The sequence below is a fragment of the Paenibacillus sp. J2R1T-4 genome (assembly GCF_059692235.1).
The window spans coordinates 146949-169640 of record NZ_JCAUBA010000002.1; the positions used below are offsets into that span (position 1 = coordinate 146949).

At 46.3% G+C, this 22692-nt stretch carries 22 protein-coding genes; 15 read left to right on the plus strand and 7 right to left on the minus strand.

Features of this window, described 5'->3' with window-relative positions; all coding sequences use genetic code 11:
- Positions 1-94: 94 nt before the first annotated feature.
- From AC58QD_RS04300 to AC58QD_RS04345, 10 genes are all read left to right on the plus strand, one after another.
- Positions 95-628 (plus strand): hypothetical protein, encoded by a 534-nt coding sequence (locus AC58QD_RS04300; RefSeq protein ID WP_497330392.1) that lies wholly within the window; start codon positions 95-97, stop codon positions 626-628.
- Complete coding sequence (locus AC58QD_RS04305; protein WP_497330394.1) at positions 621-2135, plus strand: AAA family ATPase; 1515 nt, start codon at positions 621-623, stop codon at positions 2133-2135. Before AC58QD_RS04300 ends, AC58QD_RS04305 begins: the two co-directional genes overlap by 8 nt.
- 113 nt (positions 2136-2248) lie before the next feature.
- The gene (gene asnS, locus AC58QD_RS04310; protein ID WP_497330396.1) at positions 2249-3541 is read left to right on the plus strand and encodes an asparagine--tRNA ligase; all 1293 of its coding nucleotides are present in this window, start codon (positions 2249-2251) and stop codon (positions 3539-3541) included.
- Positions 3542-3553: 12 nt separating this feature from the next.
- The gene (locus tag AC58QD_RS04315) at positions 3554-4243 is read left to right on the plus strand and encodes a DnaD domain protein (protein ID WP_497330398.1); all 690 of its coding nucleotides are present in this window, start codon (positions 3554-3556) and stop codon (positions 4241-4243) included.
- 161 nt (positions 4244-4404) lie between these two features.
- Entirely contained in the window at positions 4405-5685 is a 1281-nt protein-coding gene (locus AC58QD_RS04320) for an ArsB/NhaD family transporter (RefSeq protein WP_497330400.1), read from the plus strand.
- A gap of 20 nt (positions 5686-5705) precedes the next feature.
- The gene (locus tag AC58QD_RS04325) at positions 5706-5999 is read left to right on the plus strand and encodes a hypothetical protein (protein ID WP_497330402.1); all 294 of its coding nucleotides are present in this window, start codon (positions 5706-5708) and stop codon (positions 5997-5999) included.
- A gap of 185 nt (positions 6000-6184) precedes the next feature.
- On the plus strand, positions 6185-7885 hold the full coding sequence (locus AC58QD_RS04330; protein ID WP_497330404.1) for a spore germination protein: 1701 nt from the start codon (positions 6185-6187) through the stop codon (positions 7883-7885).
- A complete protein-coding gene (locus tag AC58QD_RS04335; RefSeq protein ID WP_497330406.1) occupies positions 7833-8972 on the plus strand; it encodes a GerAB/ArcD/ProY family transporter in 1140 nt (379 codons plus the stop codon). Before AC58QD_RS04330 ends, AC58QD_RS04335 begins: the two co-directional genes overlap by 53 nt.
- Positions 8926-10197: a Ger(x)C family spore germination protein gene (locus AC58QD_RS04340; RefSeq protein ID WP_497330408.1), complete on the plus strand. Its 1272-nt coding sequence runs from the start codon at positions 8926-8928 to the stop codon at positions 10195-10197. Before AC58QD_RS04335 ends, AC58QD_RS04340 begins: the two co-directional genes overlap by 47 nt.
- A gap of 21 nt (positions 10198-10218) precedes the next feature.
- Positions 10219-10434, plus strand: a complete 216-nt coding sequence (locus AC58QD_RS04345; protein WP_497330410.1) for a CLC_0170 family protein — start codon at positions 10219-10221, stop codon at positions 10432-10434.
- Between the two features lie 55 nt (positions 10435-10489).
- Here the strand turns inward: AC58QD_RS04345 and mtnB are convergent, their stop codons facing one another.
- The 7 genes from mtnB to AC58QD_RS04380 all read right to left on the minus strand — a co-directional run bounded on the left by mtnB (position 10490) and on the right by AC58QD_RS04380 (position 18085).
- Positions 10490-11137, minus strand: coding sequence for a methylthioribulose 1-phosphate dehydratase (mtnB, locus tag AC58QD_RS04350; protein ID WP_497330412.1), 648 nt, complete (start codon positions 11135-11137; stop codon positions 10490-10492).
- Positions 11118-11810 carry a 2-hydroxy-3-keto-5-methylthiopentenyl-1-phosphate phosphatase gene (locus AC58QD_RS04355; protein ID WP_497331385.1) on the minus strand — a complete coding sequence of 231 codons (693 nt, stop codon included), beginning with the start codon at positions 11808-11810 and terminating at the stop codon, positions 11118-11120. The genes mtnB and AC58QD_RS04355 overlap by 20 nt, the downstream gene beginning before the upstream one ends.
- A 2-nt stretch (positions 11811-11812) precedes the next feature.
- Positions 11813-13099 (minus strand): 2,3-diketo-5-methylthiopentyl-1-phosphate enolase, encoded by a 1287-nt coding sequence (locus tag AC58QD_RS04360; RefSeq protein WP_497331387.1) that lies wholly within the window; start codon positions 13097-13099, stop codon positions 11813-11815.
- An 8-nt stretch (positions 13100-13107) separates the two neighbouring features.
- The gene (gene proC, locus AC58QD_RS04365; protein ID WP_497330414.1) at positions 13108-13995 is read right to left on the minus strand and encodes a pyrroline-5-carboxylate reductase; all 888 of its coding nucleotides are present in this window, start codon (positions 13993-13995) and stop codon (positions 13108-13110) included.
- A gap of 42 nt (positions 13996-14037) precedes the next feature.
- Positions 14038-15285, minus strand: coding sequence for a glutamate-5-semialdehyde dehydrogenase (locus AC58QD_RS04370; protein WP_497330416.1), 1248 nt, complete (start codon positions 15283-15285; stop codon positions 14038-14040).
- The gene (gene proB / locus AC58QD_RS04375) at positions 15282-16451 is read right to left on the minus strand and encodes a glutamate 5-kinase (RefSeq protein ID WP_497330418.1); all 1170 of its coding nucleotides are present in this window, start codon (positions 16449-16451) and stop codon (positions 15282-15284) included. Before proB ends, AC58QD_RS04370 begins: the two co-directional genes overlap by 4 nt.
- Before the next feature lie 431 nt (positions 16452-16882).
- The gene (locus AC58QD_RS04380) at positions 16883-18085 is read right to left on the minus strand and encodes a pyridoxal phosphate-dependent aminotransferase (RefSeq protein ID WP_497330420.1); all 1203 of its coding nucleotides are present in this window, start codon (positions 18083-18085) and stop codon (positions 16883-16885) included.
- 128 nt (positions 18086-18213) lie between these two features.
- Here AC58QD_RS04380 and AC58QD_RS04385 point away from each other — a divergent pair, with 128 nt between their 5' ends.
- The 5 genes from AC58QD_RS04385 to mgsA all read left to right on the plus strand — a co-directional run bounded on the left by AC58QD_RS04385 (position 18214) and on the right by mgsA (position 22658).
- Positions 18214-19017 (plus strand): carbon-nitrogen family hydrolase, encoded by an 804-nt coding sequence (locus tag AC58QD_RS04385; RefSeq protein WP_497330422.1) that lies wholly within the window; start codon positions 18214-18216, stop codon positions 19015-19017.
- A 119-nt stretch (positions 19018-19136) separates the two neighbouring features.
- The gene (locus AC58QD_RS04390) at positions 19137-20381 is read left to right on the plus strand and encodes an aspartate aminotransferase family protein (protein WP_497330424.1); all 1245 of its coding nucleotides are present in this window, start codon (positions 19137-19139) and stop codon (positions 20379-20381) included.
- Positions 20382-20401: 20 nt separating this feature from the next.
- Positions 20402-21154 carry an amidohydrolase family protein gene (locus AC58QD_RS04395; RefSeq protein ID WP_497330426.1) on the plus strand — a complete coding sequence of 251 codons (753 nt, stop codon included), beginning with the start codon at positions 20402-20404 and terminating at the stop codon, positions 21152-21154.
- Between the two features lie 34 nt (positions 21155-21188).
- Positions 21189-21962, plus strand: coding sequence for an amidohydrolase family protein (locus AC58QD_RS04400; RefSeq protein WP_497330428.1), 774 nt, complete (start codon positions 21189-21191; stop codon positions 21960-21962).
- Between the two features lie 264 nt (positions 21963-22226).
- A complete protein-coding gene (mgsA, locus tag AC58QD_RS04405) occupies positions 22227-22658 on the plus strand; it encodes a methylglyoxal synthase (protein ID WP_497330430.1) in 432 nt (143 codons plus the stop codon).
- Positions 22659-22692 lie beyond the last annotated feature (34 nt).

A 22692-nucleotide genomic window follows, 5' to 3' on the forward strand; every position in this document is an offset into this window, starting at 1 on the left:
CATAGAAAGTACACGATTTCCACACATTTCAAAGGATTATAGTATATCAGATATGATATACTGTTCGTACATCTTAGAAAGGGGGACGACATGAATGAAATTGCGTCTTCTACCTATCGGAATTAGTTTAATAGTATCACTCACCGTACTTTTTGGTGGCTGGTTTTTATATGATAGTTATGCTATGGAAACACCGCTCAATGAGATTGTTAAGGAAACACCTGGAATTCAGGATGCCACAGTAGAAGTAGACCGGAACAAAGTTACTATTCATCTTACACCGGCTTCAGATGCTAATATGCGGGAGATCTATAAGTCTATTGTTACACGCGGGGCTTCTGTTATTGGATCACGGAGTGTGGAATTAGATATTAAGAATGATTCAAACGCAGCATTGGATGCTTGGTGGTCCAAGGCACTGTTCCATGTAGCGCAAGCCATGCAAACGAAGCATTACGGGGATATTCCTGAACGATTAGAAGACTTAAAAGGCTCCTTAGAAGGACTAAACGTGCAAACGGAAATGGATGATAAATACGTATATGTAACGTTGAGAGATCAATCCAAGAGCTTATACTTAATGCTTCCGCTCCAATCCCAGAAGATAGGGGTGTGGCCGAATGAGTAAGCTCGGGAAAGAAGTAATTGTAGGAATTATTCCAGCACTCGCAGCTTTTTTGTTGTATATGGGAGTTAATCTGCTTCCTGTTGTTTTGGTAGCTATAGTCGGTTTTTCCTTATTCTACTTGAGCCGGAATCGAGGCGGGAATGTGGGCTTATCTTCTAATTCAGGCTCACGTAAAGCGAATCTGAACAGGAGCCCTGCATACTTCACATTTGATGAGATTGGCGGCCAAGATCGCGCCAAGGGAGAGTTACAGGAAGCATTGGATTTCTTGATTCGATACGAAGAGATTCAAAAGTTCGGTATTCGTCCTTTGAAAGGAATACTGATGACGGGTCCTCCCGGAACGGGTAAGACCTTGATGGCAAAGGCAGCGGCTCATTATACTAACTCTGTTTTCGTCTCCGCATCAGGCAGTGAATTCGTGGAGATGTATGTTGGGGTGGGAGCTAGCCGTATTCGTGATTTATTCAAGGAGGCCCGTAACCGGGCAACCAAAGAAAACAAACAAAGCGCTATTGTTTTCATAGATGAGATTGATGTAATTGGCGGTAAACGTGAAGGCGGTCAACAACGTGAATATGATCAGACTCTGAATCAGCTTCTCACCGAAATGGACGGCATTCACACAGCGGAAACGCCTCGCATCCTCATTATGGCTGCTACTAACCGCAAAGAAATGCTGGATAGTGCTCTTTTGCGGCCAGGAAGATTCGATCGTCACATTGAAGTTGATCTGCCGGATAAGAAGGGTCGCCTTCATGTTCTACAGATTCATACCAAGAATAAGCCAATTGACACAGAAGCGAATCTAGACCGAGTGGCAATGGAGACATTTGGATTCTCAGGCGCACAGCTGGAAAGTGTGATGAACGAAGCGGCGATCTATGCTCTTCGCGCAGGGGACTTAACGATTCGCCAGTCGCACTTCTCTCAGGCAATCGACAAAGTGATGATGGGTGAGAAAATTGATCGGGAATCAACGATCGAGGAACGACGCCGTGTTGCGCTTCATGAATTAGGTCACGCAATTGTTGCGGAGGTTGTGAAACCTCTTTCCGTGTCAATGGTATCGCTTAGTCCTAGAGGCAAAGCATTAGGTTATGTAAGGCATAGCCCTCAACAGGACAAATATTTATATACCAAGAATGAAATCGAACATCAGATCATGATTGCACTTGGCGGATCCGTAGCGGAAGAACTGTTTTACGGAGGACGCAGCACAGGATCCAGGAATGATTTTGAACAAGCGCTTAACCTGGTAGGTACCATGATGGATTCCGGTCTGACCAGTCTTGGTATTATTGACCGACGTATGGTGACGAAGGAAGAATTGATGAAAGAAAATGCGGAGATCTTGCAACAGCTAACAGAACAAACACATGAGCTTTTACAAAAATATCGGGTCGTATTCGAGCAGTCGCTAGATATTTTAATTCGGGAAGAAGTATTGACTGGTGATGAATTCCGCATACTAATGGCATCGATACAGGAAAAAACTTCAGCTTGAGGCTGAAGTTTTTTTATTCCCAAAAGCCGAACACAGGATCCCGCATATCGACTCTGCGCTCCGTTTGAGGTATCATTTTGTATAGAACTAGTCTTATATGGAGGTTGAGTGAGATGGAACTATGCGCGATTCGTAACGTGAAGGATCACGTTGGACAGACGGTAAAGATCGGCTGTTGGCTTTATAACAAACGTTCCAGCGGAAAAATTCAATTCCTGCAGCTTCGTGACGGGAGCGGTTTTATTCAAGGTGTGTTAGTAAAGGCTGAAGTCAGTGAAGAAGACTGGAATCAAGCTGGGAAGTTGACCCAAGAAAGCTCTTTGTACATAACAGGCACAGTTAGGGCAGATGAAAGAAGTCAGAGCGGTTATGAATTGACCGTGACAGGAATTGAGACAATCCAAATTGCTAACGAATACCCGATTACGCCAAAGGAGCATGGGGTCGATTATTTGATGGATCACCGCCACCTCTGGTTGAGATCGCCTCGTCAACGTGCTATTATGGTTATTCGCGCTCAGATCATTCGTGCTGTTCAACAATATTTTGACACGAACGGTTTTTACTTGATTGATCCACCGATTCTGACACCGTCATCGTGTGAAGGCACGACAAATTTGTTCCATACCAAATATTTTGATGAAGATGCTTACTTAACCCAAAGCGGACAATTGTATATGGAAGCCGCAGCTATGGCGCTAGGACGCGTTTATTCGTTCGGTCCGACGTTCCGTGCGGAGAAATCCAAGACACGACGCCATTTGATTGAATTCTGGATGATAGAACCGGAGATGGCTTTCGTGGATCATGAAGAGAATTTGCGTGTTCAGGAGCAGTTCGTCTCCTATATCGTTCAATCGGTGTTAGAGCACTGTCCGCAGGAATTGCAGACATTGGAACGAGATATCAGCAAGCTGCAGAACGTGACGGCGCCATTCCCGCGAATTACGTATGATGAAGCTATCGATCTTCTTCATGAGAAGGGCTTTGATTTGCCGTGGGGAGAGGACTTCGGAGCTCCGCATGAAACTGAGATCGCCAAGAACTTCGACAAGCCAGTATTTATTACGCATTATCCTGCTTCCTTCAAGGCTTTCTACATGAAGCCGAATCCGGAACGGCCGGAAGTTGTCTTATGTGCAGATCTCATCGCTCCTGAAGGATATGGAGAGATCATCGGGGGCAGTCAAAGAATTGACGATCCTGAGTTGATGCGGGAGAGGTTCGAGGAGCATGAATTGGCTGAGGATGCATACCGCTGGTATTTGGACTTGCGAAAGTATGGAACGGTTCCTCACTCAGGCTTCGGTCTAGGTCTTGAACGAACAGTAGCCTGGATCTGCGGCCTCGAGCACGTCCGGGAGACGATTCCCTTCCCCCGTCTGCTGAATCGATTATACCCATAAAGAAAGGAACCGATGATGCGAAGAGATGACCAATGGAAGTGGACCCAGCAAGGACTTGCTGCTGCGCTTCGCGAAGGTTCGGTGTCTGTCCCCGTTCTGTTGTTACAGTCCTATTCAGCACTGAAGCTGTCAGAAACCGAAGCCATGCTGCTCATACATTTAATTGCCTTCCGTGAGAAGGGAGGTAAAGAGTTCCCGACTTTGGATGAGATTGGGTCGAGAATGACAGCCTCACCAGATACGGTGGTAAAAGCTTTACAAAGACTTGTCCAACAGCAATTTATTCAAATTGACGAGGAAACCGACCCAATAACAGGGGTTCTGTCTGAGCAATATAACTTGATGCCGCTATATATGAAACTGGCCGTCCAATGGACGGAGGAGCGTCAAGAAGAGCAAGTGCAAGCACTGCGCACCCCTGATACAGATAAAGACATATTCACTATCTTCGAAAAGGAATTCGCAAGGCCTTTGACCCCAATGGAGTGTGAGACCATAACCCAGTGGATCGATCAGGATCATTATCCAGAGCCGCTGATTCTCGCAGCATTAAAGGAATCTGTATTTGCCGGGAAGCTGCACTTCAGATATGTAGATCGTATCCTGCTTGAATGGAGCCGCAATCGGGTGTTCACTCTGGAGCAAGCCAGGGAATACACTCAGAAATTCCGCGGGGGGCGCCAGCAGACCAAATCTTATTGACATCATTCAACCGACATGATAGTTTTAGAATGCAATTCAAATAGGTAGACGAGTACTAATATAATAATTGGTTACATTAAGTGGAGGAGCCTGTCACCAAGGGCTCCTTTTTGCTATTTTCTGAATTGTAATTACAGTGTCTTTGTCAGGAGGAATAAGTAATGGAACAACAAGCGATTTGGGCAATTGGGATCTTCCTATTAATTTATGCACTGATTATTTCGGAGAAGATTCATCGTACGATTGTTGCCATGGTCGGCGGCCTGCTCATGGTTGCCTTCGGAATTGTGGAGCAAGAAACGGCCTTGCATCATATTGATTTTAATACACTGGGACTTTTGATTGGAATGATGATCATAGTTAGTATTACGGCTGACACAGGGTTATTCAAGTTTATTGCCGTATGGGCGGCCAAGAAATCGCAAGGGAACCCCACACGAATATTGGTTGCGCTAGTGCTCATAACTGCCGTAGGATCAGCCTTTCTAGATAATGTCACCACAGTACTGCTGATGGTGCCTGTCACCTTTAGTATTACCCGACAACTAGGGGTATCCCCTATGCCGTATTTAATCACGCAGATTATCGCCTCTAATGTGGGAGGTACGGCAACTTTGATCGGGGATCCGCCGAACATTATGATTGGCAGCGCGGTTAAGGAACTGACCTTTATGGCCTTCATTAATAATCTCGCACCTATAGCAATTATTATTATGATCGTTTACATCCCCATCTTTATTCTGCTTTTTCGAAAACATATTCAAACGACTCCTGATCGTATCAAGAGTATAATGGATTTGGATGAAAAGGAGCTGATTGTTGATCATAAGCTCCTAAAGAAGTGTTTAGTTGTCTTAGGTCTTACTATTATCGGTTTTTTTCTTCATCAAGCCTTGCATCTGGAGTCGGCAACCGTGGCATTGGCAGGCGCTTTCCTGCTTCTTCTGCTTACTGGAGAGCATATGATGGAGACCGCCTTCACCAAAGTCGAATGGGCAACCATTTTCTTCTTCGTAGGGTTGTTCGTTCTTGTTTCCGGTCTCATTGAAACCGGGGTAATAGCACAATTAGCTGCTCAAGCTATAGAATTAACGGATGGGAATCTGGTAGCTACATCTATGCTGATCTTGTGGCTTAGCGCAATCGCTTCTGCGTTCCTGGATAACATTCCGTTTGTTGCAACAATGATTCCAATGATCCAGGAAATGGGTAATATGGGGGTGAGCGACCTGGAGCCTCTATGGTGGAGTCTCGCACTTGGCGCTTGCTTGGGAGGAAATGGTTCTTTGATTGGCGCTAGCGCCAATCTTATCGTTGCAGGAATGTCGGGGAGAGAAGGACATCCCATCAAATTTTTGACTTTCTTGAAATACGGGTTTCCGCTAATGATTTTGTCGATTGCGTTTTCCAGTGTATACATTTATTTCAGGTATTTAATCTAACATACAAGGAGGGGTCATGTATGAAGGTGCTCACTTATCGCTTTAACAAGAATGTTGTACAAATTCGCGAAATAGCAAATGGACCCGATGTAGAATTTGAACTGATCCTATTAGAGACAAACCATTCCGCAGCAGCCATTAAAGAAGTTCAGCATAAATTTGAAGACAATCGGATTTATACCGATGTTTTATTTTATGCATACGAAAATTATCATTATCGAGTTATTGTAAGGAAGGACTACTATGTTGATTTTGTATTGGAGCTTATGAAGCACCGTCTTCTTGAAAGTGTGGAGTGGGTTGAGCAGAATTAAAGGTTGAAATCATACTTGATTAAACCAATTGAGATCCAGGGGTCTCTATTGGTTTTTTTGCGTTTTATTCGGAGGTCAGTGTCCCACATTTCTTAATGAAAGTAAAAATCAGGATAATATTATGTCGGATTGCGAATAATGTAATCGATTCATGTTTATTTCGACTTGAATGGAGCTGAGCAACAATGGTATTTTCACCGCGGTTCAAAATGAAAAAAAAGAGCATCAAGCGGCGGTCAACGCCTGAGGTTCACTCACCCGCATCTGTGTTGGAGGAGAACCCCGATGCAACTGTATCGGTTAACGTGGAGGAAACCATCTCATTTCTGCGTGAACTCTTAGGGGACAGCGACGATTTTATTATTCGTCCCTTTCATGTGATGGGGAACGTACCTGCTGTGATTGCCTTTTTTTGTAACATGACCGACAGCGCTCAGAAAGAGATCTTGAGGCCTATCATGGCGGTGGGGAGCCGTCGCGAGCATACGAATTTAGATGGAGAAGCGTTGCGCGATCTGTTGATGAACGATTTTTTGTATCCCAGCGAAGGGGTTACGGAAAAAAAATGGAGCATGCTGGTCGAGTCGCTTATGGGGGGCTGTACAGTCGTACATGTCCAGGGGATAGACGAAGCCTTTATGTTCGAGACTCGTTCTATCGATAAACGCTCGATCAACCAGCCTGAAACGGAGCAGGTCATTCGGGGGCCGCGAGAAGGATTCATTGAAATGCTGACCACGAACCTTTCTCTCATGCGCTACAGGTTGCAATCGCCGAATTTTCGAATTAAAACGATGAAGATAGGAAAGATGACACGATCCCTGGTAGCTGTTTGCTACTTGGAGGGTGTTGTCAATCCCGCGTTAGTCAAAGAAGTAAAAAATAGGCTCGAAATGATCGAGATTGACGGTATTCTGGATTCGGGCTATTTGGAACAGTATATTCAGGATAATCACTTCTCTCCTTTTCCACAAATCCAAAACACTGAAAGACCAGACAAAGCGGTGGCAAATTTGCTGGAAGGACGAGTTATTCTATTAGTAGACGGATCTCCCGTCGCATTAATCCTTCCAACGGTGTTTACCCAGTTTTACCAGACCAGCGAGGATTACACGGAACGGTTTCTGTTGGTTAGCTTCATTCGTTTCGCCCGTCTGCTTGCCCTTATTTTTTCGTTGATTTCGCCGGCCTTGTATGTTGCCGTCATTTCCTATAACCCAGAGCTTATTCCTACGGAGTTTGCGGTTGCGGTGGCAGGAGGACGTGCAGGTGTACCGTTTCCTTCCGTCATAGAGGTGCTCATCATGGAAATGTCTATGGAGGTGCTTCGAGAGGCAACGATTCGGCTTCCGCAGCAGGTAGGGGGTGCACTTTCTATCGTAGGCGTACTTGTTGTCGGACAAGCTGCGGTCTCGGCAGGCTTTGTCAGTCCGATCACAGTTGTCGTCATTGCATTGACGACCATTGGATCCTTTGCCACTCCAGCCTATAATGCTGCACTAGCGCTCCGGTTGTTACGATTCCCGCTTATCATCCTTGCCGGAATATTCGGCTTATACGGAGTTATGGTTGGGCTTATCTTGATCGTGAATCATATGCTTTCCTTGAAATCATTCGGTGTGCCCTATCTGAGTCCGCTCGTACCGGGAAATTTCCAGGGAATGAAAGATACACTGATGCGAGCGCCTTTAGGTTGGATGAAACGCCGTCCGGTCATGCTTCATCCTATGGACGATACTAGACTCAACAGTGAGAAAGAGGAGAAGCTTCTACATAGTAAAAATAATGTGCTGGATCCACTGTCGCCCGGCATTCAAAAGGAAGGGGATTCCGATGGACAATCCGCGTCAAGTAACAGCGATTCAAGCCGCGATCGTGATCATTAGCACTGTAATCGGGGTAGGGGTTCTTCCGCTGCCCCAATTTGCTTCCAAGAGCGGGGGGTCTGCTGCACCGCTAGTCACGATCATAGGAATTATCGTCGCCTTCGTAGGCATCCTTTTGATTACCAAGCTTGGTCAACGTTTTCCCAATCAATCCATCATTGAGTACAGCGAGGATATTGTCGGAAAGCTGCTGGGACGGATCGGGAGCCTGTTTATTATTATCTTTTTTGCCATATTGACTTCTCTTGCCGCAAGGGAGTTTGGTGAAGTGGTTGTGACCACCGTATTAAAGAAAACGCCATTAGAAGTTACGGTCATTGTAATGCTTCTGCTCGCTGCTCTATCTACACGCAACAGCATAACAACTTTCGCTTATATCCATCATTTCTACTTTCCTCTTCTTTTGTTCCCGGTCTTGCTCATCGTTGCATTATCACTGAAAAATGCAGATATTCTGTTTCTGCAGCCGGTGTGGGGAACTATGGAATGGGGGAAAATGTTCAATGGCAGTCTGACAGTAGCAGCCTTATTCCAAGGCTCATTCGTCATTACAATGGTCATTCCAGCCATGCGCAATCCAGCTCGGGCGATGACCTCCGCCTATTGGGCTATTCTCATTACTGGAGGATTGTACCTCTCCATTGTTACCGCTACGGTTGCCGTGTTCGGCTCAGAAGAAACGAACAAGCTGCTGTGGCCTACGTTGGAATTAGCGAAGGTGACCTCACTGCCTGCCAACATATTAGAGCGATTGGACGCCGCTTTTTTGGCCGTATGGGTTACAGCCGTTTTTACAACTCTCTTTTCCAGCTACTATTTGGTGATTCATTCCCTCAGCAAGCTGTTTAGACTGAAGGACCACCGTATGTTCTCCATGATGATTCTTCCATTTGTCTTCGTGTTTGCTATGCTTCCTCAGAATGTGCTTAATATGTACGATATTATCGTGTTGATCGGTCAGATCGGCCTGGTGATCACGGTTGGATATCCATTGCTGCTGCTCCTCATGGCAGGATTACGCAAAAAAAGGGGGGATTCAAATGGGGTTGAGAAAAAAATGGGGGACTCTACCGGCAACAAGTACTAAGTTAATTAGAAGCAAGCAGATTGCAGTGCTGCTTGTATTAGTCTCTTTGCTGCCGTTGGTGACAGGTTGCTGGGACCGACTCGAAATTGAAGAGCGGGCTGTTATTCTGGGAATTGGCATTGATGTAGCGGATCCGAGTGAAGAGAAGAAGGAAGGGGAAATCTCACATCTTCGCGGTTCCATCCCATCACCGGCAGGGGCGATGCTTAAAGTAACCGCTCAAGTTGCCATCCCTGGTCGAATCCCCTTGGGACCCGGTGAAGGCGGGGGAGGTTCCGGGGCGGGTCAGAAGCCTGTCTGGGTGTTAAGTGTCGTCGGTCACACCCTGGAAGATGCCTTTAATAACTTACAACAGCAAATTGCCGCTCAACTTTTTTTTGGCCATCTTCGGGTGATCGTCTTGTCCAAAAAATTGGCACAATCGAATTTATCGAACATCAGTGATAATCTGCGGCGGAATCCAGATGTTCGGCGTACGAACTGGATGGTAGTGTCGGAAGGAAGGGCAGAGGATTTGATGAAGATGGCGCCGCAGCTGGAGCGGGTGCCTACCCTTTACTTGTTAGCGACGATGGATCGTGCGGTTCAGATGGGTAAGCTGCCTAATGCATTTGTAGGCACGTTCTGGACAGCAGACTCTGCCCTTGGAATCGAGCCATTCCTTCCTTATGTAAAGTTAGTAGAGAACGGGAATATGCAAATATCAGGGTTAGCTTTTTTCAGTGGTCAGAAAATGGTGGGACATAGCGAACCGTTGGAAATCGGAGCGTACATGGGAATCAAGGGGCTTGAACCCGGCGGGTATAGCACGATTACGAGAATCCCGGATACAGAGACTGACGTCATGTATCAAGTAACAAGTAGAAAAGCAAGAACCGATGTTGACGTAAAGAACGGACGGCTCCATTTTCATATCAAACTGCATAATGAAGGCAACCTGAGGGAAAAATCGAACGAAAATACTAAGTTAGCAACGCGTGTCATTAGTAAAATTGAAGACCAACTGGCCGAGCAGTCAGACAAAGCTTATATGGGACTAATTAAGAAAACCCAGGATAATAGCTCCGATATATTCGGCTTTGGGGAGTATGTGCGAGCAAAAGAACCGAAATATTGGAATGAACATATTAAAACAAAAGAAAAATGGCGAGAAATTTATAAGGACGTGGATATTAAAGTGGAGTCAAGATTTAGTGTTCGCAGAATTGGCGGGAAAACGGAATAAAGCTTGAGAGGCGGCAGATCAATGGGGATGGCAACCAGCTATGTAGGATATTTAAATTACATTGTTTTTCTATTCCTAACCACGGGCGGTTACATTTTATGGGTGGATGTTAAGAATTATCGAGGCGATCAGTTCAAGAAGGAGAAAAAAGCTGCCAAGTTATTGGTTTGGATTAACTTTACATTTGGTGTCTCTGTGTTTATCGGCAGTTGGGTCTATAAAAGGTATATCTGGTGAGGCGCAAAAGCTGGAAGGGGCGCGGTTCACGCCCTTTCCAGCTTTTGCTCATTCACTAGGACCGATTCAACTGCTCCCAACGAACAGCATACTCGAACAAAAACTCAAACGCCTCAAGGTGGCGTTTGGCTTCGAATGCGTTGGCGCCCCAAGCATAAATCCCGTGCTTGCGCAGAACAATTCCTGGGATGTCGGGGATCAAGCTTCCTTCAACCAATGATGCGATTCTTGAAATGTCTGTGTAATTCGGCAAGATCGGAATATTAATCGAAGCTTCCTCCTCCCAAATGTTGAACGCTTTAATCAGTTCAACGCCTTGAACAGGAATGCTCCCGCGCTCCCAAAACAACTCAGAAATTAAATTGTTAAATACCGTATGCACATGAAATATAGCTCCGCAACCGGTTAATCGGTAAATTTCACAGTGAATTAACGTTTCGGCGGATGGCTTCAAGGAAGTGGGTTCAATTGGCTTGCCTTGACCGTTTACGAGCAAAAAATCTTCTGGTGTTTGCAACGATTTGTCCTTGCCGCTGGCCGTAATCGCAAAGGCGAATTGGTCAGGATCGAATTCTCCTAAACGTACGGATAAATTACCGCTCGTCCCTGGAAACCAACCTCTGGCTGCCAAGTTTGTTTTAATGTCACGAAGTTCAGCGAACACACGCTGTTTATCCTCCAAGTTATACTCCGGTCGATTCATCTTTACCCTCCAAATTCCGTGATCTCAATTTGTTCGTCACATCGTCAAACGTCGTATAAGGAACGAAAGGAATCCCGAGTTCTGTACATTTATCCTCCAGATGGGAGCGGGCGAATACCAGATCTGCGAGCTTAGCCCCTTCGAAATCGGTTATGCTGTCGCCAATAAGGATACGCTCATATCGGTCCGCAGGAAAACGTCGGATTATCGTGGTTTTACACATTCCGCAATCAACCTGACAATGCTCGTCACAAGGATGCGGCCATTCGATACGAATGTTATCCCCAGAGAAATTGCTGCCATTGCAGTATATAAGGCTTGGGTCAATCGGATATGGAGCGAGTAGAGGATAGACAAAGAAATCGATCCCTCCGCTCGTCACGTAAAAAGTGATGTTATGCTGTCGACAATAGTCCAACAGCTCAGGAAGCCCTTTACGAATGACCGCATTGTTTATCGCATAGTGGACGATCTCTTTCTTCCTGGAGGAAGGAAAAAGATTGAACATCGATCCGACGCCTTCACGGATGCTGATCGAGCGATCGAGAATCCGCTGCACGATATCGCTCCAGCCAGGCGGATCGAAGTGTTTCATAATGGCAACGATATTATCGTTCTCAGTAATGGTTCCGTCAAAGTCGCAGAAAATAACTTGTTGTCTATATCCGGTCATTGTCATTGGCGGATTCCCCATAAATCTATGGCTGCTTTCAATTCACGATTAGTTGCTGAATTAGCCGCATCTGCCAGCGGAATACCTTTCACGGTTGCCTCCATGGCTTGACGGAATGCTTGTCCGCCTGCCGCTGTCCCCATAGGGTGACCGTGGATCCCGCCGCCAGCATTAACGACAACATCCAGGCCGAAATCTCGCAGAATGAGCGGGACAAGTCCTGGATGGATTCCGGCTGAAGGCACAGGAAAACTCTTGCGAAGCTTAAGTTCGTTAGCAGGATTGCCTTCATATAAGTATTCTGTCAGCAGTTGCTCGGTTACGAGCGCATGCTGTATCGCCAAGTTCTCTTCACGAGGCATTACGACCGAACCGTAAGGTGAAGGGAATAACACTAGATCGGCTCCCGCAAGCCTCATCAGCTTGCCAAGCAAGACTGATGCTGCAATACCATAATGCGGCGAAGGGTAAGTAGCGCCGGCGAGCGCAGGATGCGCGGCGATGGGCACCGTTATAGCGGGATCGCTGCTCAGTTCGTGCAGCACATCGAAGCCGTAGGCCAAGACGTTGAAGAGCAGGGCATTCGCACCCGCATCAATCGCTTGCTTGGCCTGAGCAGCAAGCTTAGAGGTTGGCCCTGTTAGGTTGACGGCATAGAGCAGCTTTTGACCGGTCTCAGCCTGCGCTTGCGCTGCAGCAGCCATGCAAACTTCAACACGCTTGCCAATAGGGGTGAGCGGGTTCTCGAACAGGATCTCGTCATCCTTAATCAGATCAACGCCGCCTAACGCTTGACCGTAGAATTGCTCACGAAGCGCAGGCAGATCGTGACCGATGACAGATTTGAAGATGCTCATAAGTAGAGGTCTGTCATGAACCCCAAGCAGGTCACGAACACCGGATATCCCGAATTTAGGACCTGGAAAGTGATTAAGGAAAGCGTCAGACACATGCAGGTCCAATAGTCGGATTCTGCCATCCATCGATAATTTACCGAATATGGTGACGAGCAGGGCGGGAATGTCGGCGCTGAAATTGATATCGGGATATGCAATTCGAATATCCGCATATCGCTCTTCAGCTGACTCATCAGAGCCATAAGACTTATCTGGTTCATGAACTTCAACGGATAATACGCGGCCCAGATGTTTCTCCATCTCAGCTTTCTTGGCGTCTGGAAGCTCGGTCCAGCTGCCAACTGTCAAGCCAACGGCAATAGATTGAGCTTTCTTGTAGAAATCTGCTTTCTCATCAAAGCACCGGTATGACGCTACACAATAACTCATGATTCCAATCCCTACTTTCCTGTACCTTGCGTATATTTAGCAGCAATTTCCGCCCCCATCTCTTGGGACCGTTCTGCTGAACGTTGGACAGCCTTGATGACTCCAAGTGTAAATTGGTGATCGTCCAGTGTCGATAGGGCGGCTTGCGTTGCCCCATTCGGTGAAGTGACCTTGCGGCGAAGCTCGGCAGGATCCTCTTCTGTTGTTTGAACCATCTCAGCAGCACCTAGGACTGTCTGAATTGTCAGCTGTCTGGCTGTATCTTCGGTCAATCCGCCGCGTACACCAGCCTCAATCATCGCCTCCATCATATAGTAGATGTAGGCTGGGCCGCTTCCAGACACGCCTGTTACGATCTCAAGAAGCGTCTCCTCAACTTCAACAGCAATGCCAACGGCTTGGAACAATTCAAGTCCCATTTGTCGTTCCGCTGGAGAGACAGAAGAGGAGAAGCTAACCCCAGTTGCGCCAAGCCCAATTGTACTGGAAGTGTTGGGCATTGTGCGAATAATGCGGTAAGTTCCTTTTAGTAAGGATTCGATTGTGGACATAGAGAGTCCGGCTATTACAGAAACGATTAGCTGCTTCTCAGTCAATAAAGGTGATAGCTCGGCAATTGCACTGCCCGCATCCTTTGGCTTCATTGCGAACACAACAATATCTGCATTTTGAATAAAACGGTCCTTCTCAGCCTGCTCTTCGCTAACGGAGACACCGTATGTTTGTTGCAATTCTTGTAAACGTTCGTTATCCTGGCGATTAACTACACTGATTTGGTTCGCTGCAATAAATCCTCGGGTAATTAACCCGCGGAATATCGCTTCTGCCATGGAGCCGGCTCCGACAAAACAAATATGACGATCAGACAACACACTCGAGTTGGTATTATCGCTTATCATTTGTAATCCTCCTGGAAATGTTGTAGTGGAATATTGGCAATCTTATCCTCGAATTTGGCCATTCCCGACAATCGTATACTTCGTTGATGTGAGAACAGGTAGTCCCATTGGTCCGCGGGCATGGAGCTTCTGTGTACTAATACCGATCTCTGCGCCATATCCGAATTCGAAGCCGTCTGTAAATCGTGTGGATGCGTTATGATATACTGCTGCTGCGTCCACTTCCTGCAGGAATCGCTCAGCCGCTGCTGCATTCTCCGTAACAATACACTCCGAATGCAGAGTACCGTATGTGCGAATATGCTCCAACGCCTCATCTATTCCGCTCACGATCTTGACGTTCAGGATCAAATCGTTATATTCCGTATTCCAATCTTCCTCGCTTGCCTTCGTCATCCAGGGTACAAGCTCATGTGCAGCAGGACAACCGCGAAGTTCTACTTGAAGCTCACGGAATTGCTCTGCGAGCCCAACTAGTTCACGGGATGCATAATCTTGATGAACGAGCAGGGTTTCCATTGAATTGCAGACTGAAGGACGTTGTACCTTGGCATTAATGGCAATTGAAGCTGCAAGCTCTGGAATAGCCTCGATATCAATGTAAGTGTGACAAATCCCTTCGCCTGTTTCAATGACTGGAACGGTTGCATTTTTGATGACATTCTGGATTAAAGAACGCCCTCCACGTGGAATGATAACGTCCAATAATCCATTCAAAGTAAGCATCTCATCCACAGAAGACCGGTCTGAGCTTATGATGAGCTGAAGCGCTTCTGGCGGCATGGAGGTGTGGCTAAGAGCCTCCTGCATCGTCTCGACGATACGTCGATTCGATTCTAGAGCTGCCGACCCGCCGCGCAATACGACGGAGTTGCCTGATTTCAAGCATAATCCAGCTGCATCTACGGTCACATTAGGTCGGGCTTCGTAGATCATCCCAATGACTCCGATCGGAACGGTCCACTTGCGAATATGCAGACCATTTGGTCTTCGTGAGTCTTCAATGAGATGGCCTACTGGATCAGCGAGTTCTGCCACTTGACGCAATCCGTCCGCGATGGCTTCAATTCGCTTCTCGTCTAATGCAAGGCGATCCAGAAGGGAGGCGCTTGTGCCATTATCTCTGCCTGATTGAAGATCAACTGCATTGGCCTCCATTATCGCTTTGCTATCTTTTACAAGCGCGTCAGCCATTTGCAGTAGAGCATCATTTTTCTGCTCTGTCGTTAGTAAAGCCATTTTTCTTGCTGCTGATTTGGCCAGGCTAGCTTTTTCTTTAACTTCACTCATAGAGTAGACCCTCCTTGGTCATGATCATTATTGGATTCAAGTGCGATTGCAACAGGCTGCGGCGCGAGAGTGATCCATTCGTCTCGATGAATAACTTCCATCCGACTAACTTCCACTCTTCGCTGAACTTCCTCGGATGACAATCCTGCTGCGGCTCGCAGCTGCCACGACGCATAATTGACAACGCCTCTGCCGATCGTAAATCCGGTTAGATTCACCACTTCTATCACGTCACCCGGATGGAAGTCACCTTGCACTTCCACAACACCGGCAGGCAGCAAGCTGCGTCCGCCAACAACTAATGCTTTCTCCGCACCCGCATCGACGACAACTTTGCCTTGGGATAAGGAGTGAAATCCGATCCATTGTTTCTTAGTGGATAATGTCTGAAGACTGGTCTCGAAGTAAGTTCCCTTGCCCTTGCCGTCAACGGCAAGCAGCAGATCCTCGGGTTCAGCGGATTTGCCTATGAATACCGGCACTCCGCCTCGAACTGCAATCCGGGCAGCTTCAATCTTCGAACGCATCCCGCCCGTTCCGACAGAGGAGCCTGATCCCCCAGCCATCTGGAACAGCTCATCGCTAATGGTGCCAACTCTTTCTATACGTCTGGCTTCGGTGTTCTTACGAGGGTCATCGGTATATAGTCCGTCTGTATCCGTTACGATCAATAATTGATCGGCCTTCATAAGATTGGCAACTAACGCTGACAGTTTATCATTATCGCCAAATTTCTGCTCGAGTTCATCGATCGCTACAGTATCATTCTCATTGATAATTGGAATAACATTGTGATGTAATAATTCCTCTAATGTTCGGAGCGCGTTGTCAATCCGCTTGCGATTCGAGAAGTCTGAGCGGGTGAGCAAGATTTGGGCAACGGCGTGGTCGTGGCGATCGAACGCTTCGTTGTAACATTGCATAAGTAAAGCTTGACCTACGGCAGCAGAAGCTTGCTTTTCGTGCACTAGCTTAGGTCGTTTGGTGTACCCAATACGTCGGAAGCCAGCTGCAACGGCGCCTGATGTAACTAGCAGCACCTGATAACCAGCTTTACGCAGACTGGATAGCTCAGCAGCAAAATATTCAACCTTAGCCCGGTTGAGACCGCCTTCGTCTGATGTGAGAGAGCTGCTGCCGATTTTGACCACAATTCGTCGGTTCATAGGGGGACACTCCTTCATATATACCCTTGAATAAATAGAAAAGACTCTCGTCCAGTTAAGGACGAAAGTCTATAGCTTCCGCGGTACCACCTTAGTTGATGATTGCTCATCCGTCTTAAGAATCCCTAATAACAGTGGGAATGGCTGTCCGACTCTTCGCCGGCCGTTCAGGGATAGGTTCGGTCAGGCAACGTGGTAAATTATCGCAGCCAAGAAATTTACTCTCTGTCACGTCTTATACTGTCCTACTGGTCCCGTCTTCACGTTAATGTGAATGCATATGATTTCCTTATAGAATAGCATGGTGGAAGCGGGTTGTAAAGAAATCCATTAACCAATTTCGGAACGAATGACCCTACATTTTACGAAAAATCTTGCTGGATGAACATACGTCTCGAATACGTTCCAATCGGATTGGTCTAAGAATAAATTTATTTAAATAGGTTCAATGCACCAATTCTCCGAACGGCTTCTTGGAGCCGCTCTTCAGAAGAGAGCAGACCGACCCGCACATAACCTTCACCGCTCTGGCCGAATCCAATACCTGGAGCAACCATAACGTGGGCTTTCTCCAATAACAGATCAGCTAAGGCCGCGGATGTATAGCCCTTCGGAACAGGCAGCCAGGCGAAGAAGGAGCCTTGAGAAGGAGTCGCTTGCCAGCCAATCTCAGCAAGCGCACCGAAGAGCGCATTACGGCGGCTTTCGTAAGTTTGCACTAGCTGGTCCACACAAGCTTGCGAAGAAGTAAGCGCGATTGCGGAGGCGGCTTGGATCCCGCCGAACAGGCTGACATAATAGTGATCCTGAATCAGGTTAATAAGTCGAATAATCTCTGGATTCCCTAATGCGAATCCAACTCTCCAGCCAGCCATATTGTACGTCTTGGATAGAGTGTAGAACTCAACTCCAACTTCCTTTGCTCCTGGCAGCTCGAGGAAGCTGATTGGACGTTGCCCGTCAAAGCCGATCGCTCCGTAGGCGAAATCGCTAGCTACCACAATCCCATACTGTTCTGCAAAGCGGATCGTTTCTTCATAAAAGGAAGCAGGTGCATTAACACCTGTCGGGTTGTTCGGATAATTGATGAACATAAGCTTGGCTCTGTCCAAGTCTGCTGCAGATAAGCTGGAATAGTCAGGCAAAAAAGCATTTGTTTCCTTTAAGGGCATGAACACCATCTCGGCCCCCGATAATGCGACTCCCGACCAGTAGTCCGGATATCCAGGGTCAGGAACAAGGCACACATCGCCAGGATTCAATAAACATTGACTTATTTCAACTAGACCAGTTTTTCCGCCGAATAGGATAGCTACTTCCGTATCGGGGTCAAGATCGACATTGTAATCCAGCTTGTACCGCTCAGCAATGGCTTCTTTCAGGAACCTGTAACCGCTAAAGGGCGGATATTTGTGATATAAAGGATTCGTGGCGGATTGTTGCAGGGCTGCTACAATATGAGGGGGTGTTGGTTGATCAGGATTTCCTTGCCCCAAGTTTATTACGTCATGTCCCATCGCGATTTGACGGGTAACTTTACTCACAAGTGAAGCAAAGAATTGCTCAGGCAATCGCTTCATACGTTCTGCTGGTTCAAAGGTTGTTGAAGAGGTAGGTCGAGCAGGTAAATTCATAGTTTCTCACTCCGCTTAGTTGTATTGATTTGATTATACTTCGAACTGCTGCATTTTCCAATCTGAATGGTTGTTGTCCAGGAGAAGTTGGTCTAAAATAGAAGGAAACGAACAGGAGGTATGCAGGAATGACAGGATCACAACAACATTTGCAGATCGCCATCTTACAGATGGATATTGCAATAGGTGAACCAGACCGCAACTACGACAATCTATTCCGTATGCTTGAGCAGGCTGTGCATGTTCAGCATAAACCGGATCTAATCATATGCCCGGAAATGTGGAACACAGGGTATGCGCTCGACCGAATTCAACAATTGGCCGACCTTGAGGGTGCGAGAACTAAAGCAATGATTAGTGAATTCAGCCTGAAACACGGTGTTCATATTATTGCAGGTTCAATCGCAGAGAAAATAGATGATGATATATGGAATACCCTTTATGCATTCGACAGGGAAGGGCAGGTTCATAGTAAGTACTCGAAGATACACCTGTTTCGTTTAATGGACGAGGAGAAGCATTTAAAGGCAGGGACTGCTCTGGGTGAGTTGAATATTGACGGTATTCCCGCAGGTGCCATGATCTGCTACGACATTCGTTTCCCGGAATTATCACGCAAGCTAGCATTAAATGGTGCCAAGCTGCTGATTGTCCCTGCAGAGTGGCCGCATCCGCGACTGCACCACTGGAGAACATTACTGATGGCAAGGGCCATTGAGAATCAAATGTATGTGGTTGCTTGCAATCGAGTTGGGCGCAGCGGCAATACAGACTTCTTCGGTCACTCTATGATCATTGATCCTTGGGGAGAAGTGCTGGTCGAAGGGGACGAAAGCGAACGAATAATTACGGCCCAGATTGACTTGAGTCTAGTAGATAAGGTACGGGAGAAAATACCTGTATTTAAAGATCGCAGGCCAGAGCTGTATTAATTCATTTTTACACTTGTCAACGGTAAGTTAGTATGTTTGAATAGAGACAAGTTCGAAACATGTATTAGAAAAATTTGGGTAATTTACGCTTGTATACGTATAAGATGGAGGGCATACCTATGAGCATCTTGCAAACGAATACGAATGAACAGTGGAACGAGAGGTTGAATCGGACCATTCCTTGGGGCTCCAGCACATGTTCAAAAGCTCCGCAATTCCTGCCGGATGAGCCTGCCGTCATTGTCAAAGGACAAGGCTGCCGTGTCTGGGATGCAGATGGCAATGTGTATATTGATTATCGCAACGGTTTGGGCCCGATCACGCTTGGCTATCAATTTACCGAGGTAGATGAGGCTATTCGTACACAATTGGGGAACGGTATTATCTTCGGTCATCCTCATCCGCTTGAAGCAGAGGTCGCGGAGCTTTTATGCGAAGTTATTCCTTGCGCTGAGCAGGCTCGGTTCCTGAAGACGGGGGGAGAAGCACTGGCAGCCGTTATCCGTATAGCTCGAACGTATACGGGGCGTGATCGGATCGTGCAAGTTGGATACAATGGTTGGGTGAATTCATTGGGTTCTGGCGGTCTATCTCTACCAAGCCAAGTAGCAACTGGCAGCACTGTCCCAGGCGTACCTGCGGCGCTTTCTGCTCTTCATCACGTGGTTCGATGGAATGATCTGGCTGCAATGGAACAAGTGTTCACTGCCCATCCAGGAGAGATTGCTGCAGTCATTATTGCTGCTGATTATGCAGCAATGGCGGCTGGAGCTGAATTCTATCCTGCCGTAAGAGAGCTTACGCGCAAACATGGAGTTCTCCTTGTTTTTGACGAGATTGTGACTGGTTTTCGGATGTCGATTGGCGGAATTCAAGAGTATTTCGGAGTGACTCCTGACTTGGCTGTATTCAGTAAAGGGATGGCTAACGGTATGCCGATCTCTGCTTACGTTGGAAGTAAGGAAGTCATGTCTGCGTGTGATCGAGGGAAGGCTGTTATTTCGTCTACATTTGCAGGGGAAACACTATCCTTGGCTGCATCCAAAGCTACAATTCAAGTATACAAATCTCGAAACGTTATTGGTCATATATGGAGACAAGGCGAGACATTGTGGAGCGGGCTCAGCGAGAAGTTCATTCGATATGGAATTCCGATGGAAATCAAGGGCTATTGGCCTTGTCCGACATTCTCACCCAACAAAGATGCTGAAGCAGGACTTCTGAACTCATTCCTGAGAGAGTCTTACAAGCAAGGCGTGTCTTTGTATAATGTTTCCTATGTGAATTTCAGTCACACCGATGCAGACATTCAAGAAACATTGGAACGTCTGGACGAGGCATGCAGAGCCCTGTCTGCTCGATAAGAATAGGAGAATTGAGTGCAATGATTATTGATGCTCATGCACACGTATGGGGTGACCAATACAACGAAAGTACGAGAATTTTACTCCAAGCTTGTGAACAGTATAATATATCGAAGCTGTATGTTTCCGGCCTCAAGAGTCACTATCCTGATACTTCTGAAATAGCCATGCTGAATAATGATGTGAATCGATTCATGAAGGAGCAGCCTGGCCTTGTCGAGGGCTACTGCTATATCAATCCGAACCATGACAATGCCTTGGATGTATTGAAGCGAGGGATAGACGAGTTTGGAATGTCAGGTATGAAATTATGGGTCGCAACATTATGTGATGATCCTCTTGTGTATCCGTTAGTGGAGCAATGTGCGGATTACAATGTGCCTATTCTGATACATTCCTTCCACAAAGCAGTCGGCCAATTGGAGCATGAATCAACAGGTGTCCACGTAGCCAGGCTTGCGAATCGTTATCCGGAAGCGAAATTTCTAATGGCGCATTTTGGAGGGAACGGCTATCACGGGATCAAGGCAATTCGAGATTGCCCGAATGTATGGAGCGACTTCTCAGGAACCTATTTCCGCAGAGATGAAGTAGATTACGCGATCCGTCAAATCGGAGTGGACAGAATCGTATTCGGATCCGACATCACGATAACGTATCTGGTTAATGTTGGTCAAGTGGAAGAGGCGGAACTAACACCGGAACAAAAACAAATGATTTATTATCATAACGCAATAAAATTGTTCGATCGAAATATTAGGGTTGGGGAATAATGTTTTCCTGAAGATTGGAAGCGGAGGTACACAAGTGTATACAGATGTCAATGTTCTGCTCGGCCAGTGGCCTTTTCGTAAAATATATAAAAATAAGCTTGAGGATTTACGCAAGGTTCATAGCGATAACCATATTTCATCCGGGTATGCAGCATCCTTGAATAGTGTGTTTTATAACGATCCGTTCGAAGGGGACGAGGAGCTTCACGAGCTGATCATAGGAACTGAGTATAAGCATATTTTGACCGTGAATCCGGATCTGCCTGGCTGGGAACGAGATATTGAAGAGGGCATTCGTCGCTTCGATATTCATGGGGTGCGCATCTATCCTTCCTATCATCCGTTTGATCTGAATGGCGAATCCATGGTCAGGCTGAGCGAGGTGCTGATTGATCATAATCTGCCTCTATTCATTTCCAAACGTATGGAAGATGAGCGTCTTGATTACTTGCTTTTGCAGCAACCGCTCGCTGTAGATAAGCTGCAGCAGTTCATTGTTAGTCAACCGAACTTGACGATTGTCCTGCTTACTGTTCGTATTGGTGAAATTGAAACGATGAAGCAAGAGATATTAGCCCATCCTCGCGTATATATGGATACTTCCGGTTTGAAGGATCGTGTATTTGTTATTGAAGATCTGCTTAAAACCATTCCGATTGAGCGGGTATTGTATGGTTCCAATCATCCGTTGTTCACGCTTAAGAGCTCTTATTTGCTAGTCGAGATGGCAGCGATTGAACAGGAAAAGAAGGATCAAATATGGGGCACTAATGCAGATGTGTTAAAAAAAGAATCTTTATCTATTTAGCATGTAATAAAGCCGGACCAAGCCTTGTGCTAGTCCGGCTTTTGTTATTATATGTAAGAATATATAACATATAACTAACTTTTAATGTAATGAACATTAACACAATAGAAAATATTCATTAAAAATAATCGATTATGTGTTAGTTATATTAACATAGACTATTGATTTTGTGAAAAATCCGATATATACTTGGAAATGTAGAGAGAAAAGATAACAAACCTTACTTAGCATGGCCAAGTACATTATTCGGAGGGAGCGGTTGTTATGAACGTTGCATTAATTGCTCATGATGTGAAGAAAGAAGAAATGATCAACTTCGTCATCGCTTACAAGCATGTTTTCGAGAAGCACACCGTCTTTGCAACAGGCTCAACAGGCACCAAATTGATAGATGACACAGGCATTCATGTATTTCGACTGAAATCAGGACCGTTGGGCGGCGATCAACAAATCGGTGCGCTTGTGGCCCAGAATGAAATCGATCTTGTCATTTTCCTGCGCGATCCACTGATTGCCCTTGCTCACGAGCCTGATGTTACGGCTTTGCTCAGACTGTGTGATGTACAATGTATCCCGGTAGCGACGAATATTGCTACAGGAGAGATGCTTGTTAAGGCGTTGGATCGCGGTGACTTAGGTTGGCGTGATGTGATACACAAATATAAGACTTACAAACGCAGCGGGACAGAAGGCTAAGCTTCTAATTTTATTCATTTAATACTAAGAGCTT